Raw genomic sequence first — 10,506 nt, 5'->3', positions numbered from 1 at the left:
GTAAATGACCACCTCGCCATCCTCCTTGGTGAACGTGCCGATGTCCGGATTGGGCAGAATGTCCAGCACCTTTTCCGACGGCCGCGCCAGCACGACGCCGAGCGGACTGACCACGATCGGCCGGTTGATCAGGATCGGATGTGCCAGCATGAAATCGAGGATCTGCTGGTCGGACCATTTCGGGTCGGCAAGGCCGAGTTCGGCATAGGGTGTGCCCTTCTCGCGCAGCAGGTCGCGCGGTGTGATGCCCATCGCCGCGATCAGGTCGACCAACCTTTCGCGCGATGGCGGCGTCTTCAGATATTCGATCACCTCCGGCTCCTCACCCGACTGGCGGATCATGGCCAACGTGTTGCGCGACGTGCCGCAACTGGGATTGTGGTAGATGGTGATGGTCATTTCGGGGTCCTCTCAGCCGACATGGTATTCCGGACGGCGCCGCCCATCTCGTACCAGCCCTTGCTGCGGTTCACGATCCACACCACCGACAGCATGACCGGAACCTCGATGAGCACCCCGACCACAGTGGCAAGGGCCGCGCCAGAATTCAGCCCGAACAGCGCGATCGCGGCGGCCACCGCCAGCTCGAAGAAGTTCGACGCGCCGATCAGCGCCGATGGTCCAGCCACGCAGTGCCGTTCGCCGCTGAGGCGGTTGAGCAGATAGGCAAGACCGGAGTTGAAGTAGACCTGGATCAGGATCGGCACTGCCAGCAGCACGATCACCAACGGCTGCGCAATGATCTGCTCGCCCTGGAAGCCGAACAGCAGCACCAACGTCGCCAGCAAGGCAACCAGCGACAGAGGCTGCAGCGTGGCAAGCAGGGCCTCAAGCCCGGCCTGTCCCCTCGCTGCCAGCAGCCGGCCACGAACCAACTGCGCGACGATCACCGGCGCGACGATGTAGAGTGCGACCGACAGCATCAGCGTGCCCCATGGCACGGTGATCGCCGACAGGCCGAGCAGCAGGCCGACGATTGGCGCGAAAGCAACGATCATGATAGCGTCGTTGAGCGCCACCTGCGACAGCGTGAAATTCGGCTCGCCGCGCGTCAGGTTCGACCAGACGAAAACCATCGCCGTGCAGGGCGCCGCGGCAAGGATGATCAGCCCGGCAATGTAGGAATCGATCCGCACGGCGGGCAGCCACGGCCGGAACAACCAGCCGATGAACAGCCAGCCCAGCAGCGCCATCGAGAACGGCTTCACCGCCCAGTTGATGAACAGCGTCACGCCGATGCCGCGCCAATAGGTGCCGACCTTGGCCAGCGAGGCGAAATCGACGCGCAAGAGCATCGGCACGATCATCAGCCAGATCAGCACGGCGACAGGAATGTTGACCCTGGCGATCTCGGCCGACGCGATGGCGCCGAACACGCCCGGCAGCAGATGGCCAAGCGCGATGCCCGCGACGATGCACAGTGCCACCCACACCGTCAGATATTTCTCGACGAAGCCGATGCCGGGCCGCACCGCCTCAGCTGTGTTCAGAGCATGATCGGTCATGATGGCTTCCTTGTTCGAACGGCGCGCGGCGGACAGTCACAAGCCCCTCAGCAGTCACAGGTCACGGCATTGATGACCGGGCGGCAGAGCTCCGGCGCGCCATTGCAGCAATCTTCCATCAGATAGGCCAGCAGGTCGCGCAAGCCGGTCATGTCGGCGACATAGCGCACGGTCCTTCCGTCGCGTTCGGGACGGATCAGCCCGGCATGGGCGAGCACCTTCAGATGCGCCGACATGGTGTTCTGGACCGTGTCCAGCCTCGTTGCGATCTCGCCGGCTGGAATGCCTTCCGGGCCGGCACGCACGAGCAGCCGGAAGACATCCAGCCGCGTCTCCTGGCCAAGTGCGGCCAGCGCGTTCAAAGTACCCTTCCTATTCATATATCCGAATCCTTGGATTTATGGATTCGTGAATACCGACTCCCCCACGATCCGTAAAGGGTCCGCCCACCATCACGTGACGGCCAGCACCTTTCCCGTATCGTGCTGGCGCACGAAGTCCACCCGGGCACCATCCCAGTGGTAGCTGTAGTGGCGGCCCTGCACTGGAACGGCAATGACGTCGGGCCAGAAGATGCCGATGCAGCCGCCGCCCGGCATGCGCACGCTGTTCCACACCAGCCCGTCGCTGCCTGCTGCCCGCAGCGCCCGCCCTTCCGCCTGCGAGGCGGAATAGTCGTCCGGGTCGAGCACGCCGGGCACGGCGTTGACGTCATCGAGATCGCGGTCGACGTTGCCGATCAGCACGCGGAAATCCGCCGTCCAGCCCGGCCCTTCGTCTGTGGCGCGCATGAATTTCTGATGGTGGTGGATGGTCTCGGCAAGCGCGACGTCCTCGCTGTCGCCGGCATAATAGATCCCGTAGCTGCCATCCGAGAAGCGGCCTGGTCTGAGCGTCGAGCAATGCACGAAGGGCGCCATCACGAAACTGGCGCCGGGGCCGGAAACCCGCCTTGCGGCCGAAACCTTGCCGAGATCGCCAATCTCGAACCTTATGCGTGGGTTTGTCTTCGCCTCGACGGCGGCCAGCGCCTCCCAGTCGCGCGGGTCGGCAATGTCTTCGAACAGGTCGATCGGTGGGTGGATGGAACGGATGATGCGGAAGGTCTGGTGCCAGTCGACGCGGCGACGGACCGCAAGCCCACTCACCATGCACCACGCTCCGCATCGAGCCATTCGCGCATCGCCGAGAGATCGGAGATTTCGCCGCGCAGCATCAGGTCGAGCGCCGACTGGCCGCCAAAGGTGGCATTGGGCTTGCGGATCCAGGCATAGCCGCGCGCCGGTTCCGTGAAGAGGTAGCGCAGGCCCTTGTGTATGCCCATCAGATGCGCCATGCGGGTGCGCAGGTCGCGGTCGATCCTGCCGATGCCACCTTCCTTCGCCCCAGTCTTCCAGCGTGCCCAGGTGCGCGCCGACATACCGCCAAGCAGGATGCAGGCCTCCAGGTCGGTGAGGTTCCAGGCCTTGAACAGATTGACCGTGGTGCGCGCCAGCGCGCCCGCTTCTTCATCCGAGATAGCGGCTCCGAACGTGGCCGGCGTGGTGACGATGGATTGAAGCTGCATTGCGTTCACCTTGCTGATTGGCAGATATATAGCATGTATTTGCCAATTGGCAAGAATGCGGAGATGGCAAGGCTTGGCTGCAAAATGAAAAGGCGCGGCCACACCGCAGGCCGCGCCCTTTATTGCATCACACTGTACGGTGCCTACTCAGCCGCCTCATATCCCGCGATGCCCTTGATCTCGAGGAAATCCTCAAGTCCGTATTCGGCATATTCGCGGCCATTGCCCGACTGCTTGTAGCCGCCGAACGGCAGGCCGGCGTCCCACTGGGGATAGTTGATGTAGACATTGCCGGTGCGCATGCGCGCCGCGACTTCGCGCGCCTTCTTCATGTCCTTGGCCTGGATGTAGGAGGCGAGGCCATAGACGGTGTCGTTGGCGGTCTCGACCACCTCGTCGACGCTGTCATAGGGCATGATCGCCAGTACCGGCCCAAAGATCTCCTCGCGCGCGATGCGCATGTCGTGGGTAACGTCGGCGAACACTGTCGGCCTGACATAGTAGCCGCGGTTGAGTTCGGCCGGACGGCCGGGGCCGCCGGCGACCAACGTCGCACCCTCGTCGATGCCGGCCTGGATCAGGTCCTGGATCTTGTCGAACTGAACCTGGCTGACGACCGGGCCGAGCTTGGTGCCGGCAGCGTCGGCCGGACCGACGGTGAATTTTTCCGCCGCAACCTTGGCATAGCGGGCCGCCTCGTCATGGCGCTCGCGCGGCACGAACATGCGCGTTGGCGCGTTGCAGGACTGGCCGCTGTTGCTGAAGCAACCGGCCACGCCCTTGCTGACCGCGCTTGCGAGGTCGACGTCGGGGAACAGAATGTTGGCCGACTTGCCACCAAGCTCCTGATGCACGCGCTTGACCGTGTCGGCGGCGGCCTTGGCCACCAGGATGCCGGCGCGGGTCGAACCGGTGAACGACATCATGTCGATGTCAGGATGGCTGGACAACGCCTGGCCGACGCCCGGTCCGTCGCCATTGACGAGGTTGAAGACGCCCTTCGGCACGCCGGCCTCGTCGAGGATCTCGGCGAAGATGATGGCGTCGAGCGGCGCGATCTCGGATGGCTTGAGCACCATGGTGCAGCCGGCGGCGAGCGCCGGACCCACCTTGCAGGTGATCTGGTTGAGCGGCCAGTTCCACGGCGTGATCAGCCCGACGACACCGATCGGCTCCTTGACCACGAGATGATTGCCCTTCACGTGGCGGAATTCGAAAGCCTTCAGCGTCTCGGCCATTTTGGTCAGATGCGCCAGCCCAATGCCGACCTGGCTGTCCAACGCCATCTGGCGCGGCGCGCCCATCTCGCGCGACACGGCAACCGCAAGATCGCTACTGCGCTTCTTGTAGACCGCGATGATGCGATTCAACAGGTCGAGCCGCTCGCTAACTTCGGTGAAACCAAAGCCGTTGAAGGCGCGCTTGGCGGCAGCCACCGCCTTGTCGACATCGGCCCTGGAGCCGAGCGAAATCTGCGCAAAAGCGTCCTCATTCGAGGGATCGATGACGTCCAATGGGTTGGGCACAACAGGATCGACCCACGCGCCATCGATGTAGAACTGCAGATTGTGTGACATGGTTTTCTCCTTGGCCGCATGGTCGCGCCGGGCCGTCATATCTGGCTGGAGATAACGATGCACAAACGCCGCTGTCAAACACAACCCCCGAAGTGGTTGAGCCAGTGCGGCAGTGATTGAGCCAGAGCGGTTGGGCAGCAACCGGCTTGGTGAGGATGGACTACAGCAAGGTATGCCCGGCCTCGACCAGAAACCGCCTCGCCGCGGCCTGATCCGTGGCTTTCACCAGGAGATGGTCGCCATCGAAAGTGGACACCACGAAGATGCCCAACCCGTTTTCCGACAACGGCCTGATGACCGACAGCACGATACCGGTTTCGTCGAAGGCGAACGGGCCCAGGAGCTTGAAGGCCACCCAGTCGATATCCTGCTTGACGGCATGCGGCACGCGGTCCTGCAGGCAAACGATCGAAAGCTCGTCGTCGGTCCTTGTGATGCTGACGAAGCCTGGTCCGTCCGCCCAACCGGGAATGGTTTCGCCCGCCGCCAGCCGGGAAACCGCGTAAGACCCCGGGAGTTGCTTAAGCCTGACCTTGGCAGCCATTATCGAAATCCTTCCTCAGATCGCCGGTGATCCCGCTAGCCTCTTGCTCATATAGACCGTCATGCCGCCCATGAACGGCTCGTCCCGATCCACGATATAGCCCTGCCTCTTGTAGAGCGATACGTTCGCCTCGAACGCGCCATTGGTCAGCAGGCGAAGCTCGTCGCGGCCCGACTCGATCGCCTTGCGCTCGGCCCACTCCAGCAACAGCCGGCCAATCCCCCTGCCCTGCGCATCCGGTGCGACACAGACATTCTCGATCCACAGGTGATCCTCGGCCAGCATGGTTTCAATCATTCCCACGATCCGATCATCCTCGACGGCGAGATCGAACGGATGCTCGGCAACAGCCTTCTCGTAGTCGGCGCGCATCGGCAGAGGCTCGCGGCCGATCACCGCTACCCATTTGGCATAGGCGGCGCGCACGATATCCCGGATCGCGGCGGCGTCAGCGGGCGCGGCCGGCCGAAGCCGGATGGAAGAATTGTTGGTCATCAAACTGCTCCAGACATGAAAAATCCCGCCGGCGGTTTCGCGGGCGGGGCTGGAAACGAAAGAACCGGGTCTATCCTGCCGGTCTTTGTCGTCGCGCAGTCAGCTTGCCGCTCCGCACTGTGCAGGGCGACGTCGCTTGGTGTTGGCAGGCGCGAAAACGAACATGGCGCCAAGTTGGAACAGGAAGCGCGGCGATGTCAAGGCGACCGCTCGATCGACAGTGTCTCGCATCGGCGACAAGGTTCTGGTCCTCGCGCCCGCAGGGCATAGAATCGCTATATGCTTTGTGCCAACGGCAGCTGATCGATGGGCAAACTATGACCGGGACGCTGAACAAAGCGGTGCGGATGGTGGCCATCCTGAACCTGGCCTATTTCGGGATCGAATTTGCCGTAGCCGTTTGGATCGGATCGGTATCGCTGTTCGCGGACAGCATCGATTTTCTGGAGGACGCATCCGTCAATCTCCTGATCATGGTCGCGTTGGGCTGGACCGTCCGCAATCGAGCGCGGCTCGGAATGGCGCTGGCCGGGATACTTCTGATCCCCGCATTGGCGACCCTTTGGACAGCCTGGGAGAAATTCAACATTCCAATTCCGCCAGCTCCCGTTCCGCTAACGCTCACGGCGGCTGGCGCGATGCTCGTCAACCTGTCGTGCGCGCTCATGCTCGCTCGCTATCGCCATCACAGCGGCAGCCTCACCCGCGCCGCCTTCCTGTCGGCGCGCAACGACGTCCTGGCCAATGTGGCAATCATTGCCGCCGGCCTGGTCACGGCATTTGTGTGGAATTCGGCTTGGCCAGATATTGTCATTGGGCTGGCAATCGCCATCATGAATGCGGATGCTGCCCGCGAGGTTTTCACGGCCGCAAGACGCGAGTTCGCAGAAGGCCAAATTTCAAACTGAAACGCTGCCACCCGATCCGCGCACGATCCCCTCAACTCCTGCGCCGTCGGCCGGAATGGCTACCCGGTCGTCGAGTGCCCTCAGCCTGCGCCTGGCTCTAGCGATCGATCCTTGCTTCCTGTTGCGGAGAATAGCGCGCTCCCTGTACGGCGATCGCCGAGACCGCGTTCTCGATGTCGGCAGTTCGCCGTCAGCGCGACAGTGACCGATCCGATGTTCTCTTCGAGGCGATTGAGCTTGGTGGTGCCGGGGATCGGAACGATCCAGGGCTGTATCTGCCAAGCGCGGGAGCGATATCGGAGAATGGGCTTTTCAGCCTTGGAACATCGGTCATGGTGGTCTCCTTCGTAGAGTTCGGGCGTTGAACTCGGCGCCACGCGCCGATACCTGGTCAAATCCCGTATTGTTCGTCGCTGACATGCTCCAACCAGTCGACGACCTTGCCGTCGAGCGCTTCGGCGATAGCGATGTGGCTCATCGCCGTGGTCGGCGCGGCGCCATGCCAATGCTTCTCTCCGGGCGCGAACCAGACGATGTCGCCGGGCTGGATCGATTCGATCGGGCCGCCCTCGCGCTGCGCCAGGCCGGCGCCCGAGAGGACGATCAGCGTCTGGCCGAGCGGATGCGTGTGCCAGGCGGTGCGCGCGCCGGGCTCGAAAGTCACGGTGGCGCCGCCGACCCGGGCGGGCTCGCTGCCCTTGAACGGCGCGTCGATGCGCACCGCACCGGTGAAATAGTCGGCCGGTCCCTTGGCCGAGGCTTGAGAGCCGTTTCGCGTGATGTCCATGGTTTTGTCCCTTCCTGGCAACAGCCATGACACGACCCGCCCGGCTTTAAAGACGGCCGGAGGTGCCCGGTGTGATAACGCCTATCTAGGGTCTGCGATTGGTGCCGATTAGGTGCTATATCCAGCATGATCTTATGAAGGGGGCTCATGAATGCCACGTGACAACCTGAATGAGCTAACCGCCTTCCTCGCTGTGGCGCGCGAGGAAAGCTTCACCAGGGCGGCGGCCAAGCTCGGGGTTTCCCAATCGGCGCTCAGCCACACGGTGCGGGCGCTGGAGGAGCGGCTGGGTGTACGGCTCCTGACCCGCACCACGCGCAGCGTGTCGCCCACCGAAGCCGGGGAGCGGCTGCTTCGCACCGTCGGGCCGCGGCTGGACGAGATCGAGACCGAGCTCATTGCCTTGAGCGCATTGCGGGAAAAACCCGCCGGCACCATCCGCATCACCGCCGGTGAGCACGCCGCCGATGCGGTCCTGTGGCCGGCGATCGCCCCGCTGCTGCCCGACTATCCCGACATCAAGGTCGAGATCATCGTCGACTATGGACTGACCGACATCGTCGCCGAGCGCTTCGACGCCGGCGTGCGGCTGGGCGAACAGGTGGCGCGCGACATGATCGCGGTGCGCATCGGCCCCGACATGCGCATGGCGGTGGTCGGCTCGCCAGCCTATTTCGCTACCCGACCAAAGCCGCGCACGCCGCAGGACCTGACCACCCACAATTGCATCAATCTGCGGCTGCCCACCTATGGCGGGCTCTATGCCTGGGAGTTCGAGAAGGCCGGACGCGAGCTGAAGGTTCGGGTCGAAGGCCAGCTTGTGTTCAACACGGCCGCTCTGCGCATGAACGCGGTGCTCGCCGGCCTCGGCCTTGCCTATCTGCCTGAGGAGCAGGTGACGGCCCATCTGGCCAACGGCCGGCTGGTGCGTGTGCTCGCCGACTGGTGCGGGCCCTTCCCCGGCTACCATCTCTATTACCCCAGCCGCCGGCAACCCACACCGGCCTTCTCGCTGCTGGTCGACGCGCTGCGCTACCGGGGCAAGGTGTAAATCGGTGAGCAGCTTCCACCCGGCTTTGACTCGCCGCCGCCTGCGGTGACTATCCCCGGAAATGGTCGCGGAACCATTTCCGCGGCACCGCGTTCACTGCGGTTAACTGGAACTCCTATACGTGGCGCAAGTGACGAAAACCTCGAGCTCGACCTTTGATCTGCCCCACCAAATCCTCGATAATCTTCCCGTAGCAATCTACACCACCGACACCGAAGGCAAGATCACCTATTTCAATCGGGCCGCGGCAGATTTCGCTGGGCGCGAACCCGAGCTCGGAAAAGACCAATGGTGTGTGACGCACAAGCTGTTCACGACCGACGGTGAAGTGTTGCCGCATGACCAATGCCCGATGGCTGTCGCGCTAAAGGAGAACCGGCCGGTCAGAAACCAGTCGGCTATCTCCCAACGCCCGGACGGCACGCGTGTGCCGTTCCTTCCCTATCCCACACCGCTTCATGACGAGCAGGGCAGACTGGTCGGCGCCGTCAATATGCTGTTCGATCTCACTGACCGCCATCATGCCGACGAGGCCAGGCATCATCTGTCAGCCATCGTGGAGTCTTCCTTCGATGCCATCGTCAGCAAGGATTTGAACGGAGTCATCAGGAGCTGGAACTCAGCCGCCCAACGTCTGTTCGGTTACACCGCCGACGAAGCAATCGGAAGGTCGGTAACTATGCTGATACCGGACGACCATTTGGACGAAGAGCCGCGCATATTGGAGCGCATCCGCAAAGGCGAGCAGGTCGAGACCTACGAAACCATCCGCCGCCGCAAGGACGGCAGCCTTGTGCCCGTATCCCTGACAATCTCGCCGGTGCGCAACGCCGTCGGGCAGATCGTCGGCGCCTCGAAGATCGCCCGCGACATATCAGTAGCCAAGGAGAACGAATATCGCATCCGCATGCTGATGCGCGAGGTCAACCACCGGGTGAAGAACCAGTATTCCGTCATCATCTCGATGATCCGGGAGACCAGCAAGCGGTCATCGACGCCGGCCCAGTTCGAACGTCAGGTGCGCGAGCGCATCATGGCGTTGTCGCTCTCGCATGACCTTCTGGTTTCCGGCGACTGGAAGGGCGCCACGATCTTCGAACTGCTGCTTGCGCAGGCCAAACCGTTCGGCAACGAGGAGCGGATCTCAATGTCGGGCCCTTCCCTGACGCTGAGCCCCAATGCCGTCCAGTACCTCGGCATAGCGTTTCATGAACTCGCGACCAATTCCGCTAAATACGGCGTCCTTTCGGCCGCAGAGGGAACGATAACGGTGCAATGGAAGGTAACCGGACTGGTCGGCCAGAAACAGTTCCAGCTGATCTGGAAAGAGAGAGATGGTCCTGAAGTACAGACGATCGGCCATGGTGGTTTCGGCAGCGTGGTGCTGCGGCGCGTCGCTCCAGCCGCGGTGAGCGGCACCGGTGTTCTCGAGCATGATAGCCACGGTGTCACCTGGACGCTGCAAGCACCGTTGACCCAACTTGAGGCTTCGGTTGACAGCGAGCACGTTGATCAGCGTGCATTGGACCAGGTGATGAGCGGACACGAATTCGGAATTGTTCCCTGAACTTGGGCACTGGCAACAGGACTACGGCCCGCTATGTGTTGCTTTTATTGTACGTCCTGGCCTTCAGCCCTGTCGCAATATGGCGGGCATCAGCACCGGAGCCATCGCCGTGACCGTGACCGACCTCTATCGAGGCTACATCGCCTGCCTCAACAATCAGGACTGGCAGAAGCTGCATCGCTTCGTTCATGACGAGGTGCACTACAATGGCGACCGCGTCGGACTGTCGGGTTACCAGGACATGCTGGAGCGCGATTTTCGGGAAATCCCAGACCTCTATTTCGATATCCAGTTGCTGATCGCCGAACCGCCGTTCCTAGCCAGCCGGCTTCAGTTCAACTGCACGCCGAAGGGAACCTTCTTCGGGCTCCCTATAAACGGCAGGAAGGTGTCCTTCAGCGAGAACGTCTTCTATGAATTCCTCGACGACCGGATCAGGAACGTCTGGTCGGTAATCGACAAGGCCGCGATCGAGGCGCAGCTTTAATCCAGGTCGCCCAGAAAG

13 protein-coding genes are annotated in these 10,506 nt (G+C 62.6%); 4 read left to right on the top strand and 9 right to left on the bottom strand.

What is annotated here, in order from left to right; genetic code table 11:
• The 8 genes from arsC to EN932_RS19170 all read right to left on the bottom strand — a co-directional run.
• Positions 1 to 399, bottom strand: a 399-nt coding sequence (gene arsC, locus EN932_RS19205) for an arsenate reductase (glutaredoxin) (protein WP_128368979.1), incomplete at its 3' end; no start/stop codon positions are given.
• A complete protein-coding gene (arsB, locus tag EN932_RS19200) occupies positions 396 to 1,460 on the bottom strand; it encodes an ACR3 family arsenite efflux transporter (RefSeq protein ID WP_164753639.1) in 1,065 nt (354 codons plus the stop codon). The genes arsC and arsB, both read right to left, overlap by 4 nt.
• Before the next feature lie 92 nt (positions 1,461 to 1,552).
• Positions 1,553 to 1,885 (bottom strand): metalloregulator ArsR/SmtB family transcription factor, encoded by a 333-nt coding sequence (locus tag EN932_RS19195; protein ID WP_013530549.1) that lies wholly within the window; start codon positions 1,883 to 1,885, stop codon positions 1,553 to 1,555.
• Between the two features lie 72 nt (positions 1,886 to 1,957).
• Entirely contained in the window at positions 1,958 to 2,656 is a 699-nt protein-coding gene (locus EN932_RS19190) for an RES family NAD+ phosphorylase (RefSeq protein ID WP_127384948.1), read from the bottom strand.
• Complete coding sequence (locus EN932_RS19185; RefSeq protein WP_013530547.1) at positions 2,650 to 3,072, bottom strand: MbcA/ParS/Xre antitoxin family protein; 423 nt, start codon at positions 3,070 to 3,072, stop codon at positions 2,650 to 2,652. Before EN932_RS19185 ends, EN932_RS19190 begins: the two co-directional genes overlap by 7 nt.
• Before the next feature lie 143 nt (positions 3,073 to 3,215).
• Entirely contained in the window at positions 3,216 to 4,649 is a 1,434-nt protein-coding gene (locus EN932_RS19180; protein WP_127368567.1) for an aldehyde dehydrogenase family protein, read from the bottom strand.
• A 160-nt stretch (positions 4,650 to 4,809) separates the two neighbouring features.
• Positions 4,810 to 5,193, bottom strand: coding sequence for an ACT domain-containing protein (locus EN932_RS19175; RefSeq protein WP_063172670.1), 384 nt, complete (start codon positions 5,191 to 5,193; stop codon positions 4,810 to 4,812).
• A gap of 15 nt (positions 5,194 to 5,208) precedes the next feature.
• A complete protein-coding gene (locus tag EN932_RS19170) occupies positions 5,209 to 5,688 on the bottom strand; it encodes a GNAT family N-acetyltransferase (RefSeq protein ID WP_024501788.1) in 480 nt (159 codons plus the stop codon).
• A gap of 317 nt (positions 5,689 to 6,005) precedes the next feature.
• Here EN932_RS19170 and EN932_RS19165 point away from each other — a divergent pair, with 317 nt between their 5' ends.
• Positions 6,006 to 6,596, top strand: a complete 591-nt coding sequence (locus EN932_RS19165) for a cation diffusion facilitator family transporter (RefSeq protein WP_127368568.1) — start codon at positions 6,006 to 6,008, stop codon at positions 6,594 to 6,596.
• Between the two features lie 391 nt (positions 6,597 to 6,987).
• Here the strand turns inward: EN932_RS19165 and EN932_RS19155 are convergent, their stop codons facing one another.
• A complete protein-coding gene (locus EN932_RS19155; RefSeq protein WP_127368569.1) occupies positions 6,988 to 7,383 on the bottom strand; it encodes a cupin domain-containing protein in 396 nt (131 codons plus the stop codon).
• 151 nt (positions 7,384 to 7,534) lie between these two features.
• Between EN932_RS19155 and EN932_RS19150 the strand changes: the two genes are divergently transcribed.
• From EN932_RS19150 to EN932_RS19140, 3 genes are all read left to right on the top strand, one after another.
• Positions 7,535 to 8,434, top strand: coding sequence for a LysR family transcriptional regulator (locus EN932_RS19150; protein WP_128368978.1), 900 nt, complete (start codon positions 7,535 to 7,537; stop codon positions 8,432 to 8,434).
• Positions 8,435 to 8,555: 121 nt separating this feature from the next.
• Entirely contained in the window at positions 8,556 to 10,001 is a 1,446-nt protein-coding gene (locus EN932_RS19145) for a PAS domain S-box protein (protein ID WP_013530540.1), read from the top strand.
• Between the two features lie 109 nt (positions 10,002 to 10,110).
• The gene (locus tag EN932_RS19140; protein WP_024501791.1) at positions 10,111 to 10,488 is read left to right on the top strand and encodes an ester cyclase; all 378 of its coding nucleotides are present in this window, start codon (positions 10,111 to 10,113) and stop codon (positions 10,486 to 10,488) included.
• Positions 10,489 to 10,506 lie beyond the last annotated feature (18 nt).

The sequence above is a fragment of the Mesorhizobium sp. M7A.F.Ca.US.002.01.1.1 genome, assembly GCF_004022955.1.
GTDB classification, from domain to species: Bacteria; Pseudomonadota; Alphaproteobacteria; order Rhizobiales; family Rhizobiaceae; genus Mesorhizobium; species Mesorhizobium ciceri.
The sequence above is the reverse complement of the archived record's forward strand: the minus strand, read 5'-3'. Positions and strand labels throughout refer to the sequence as shown.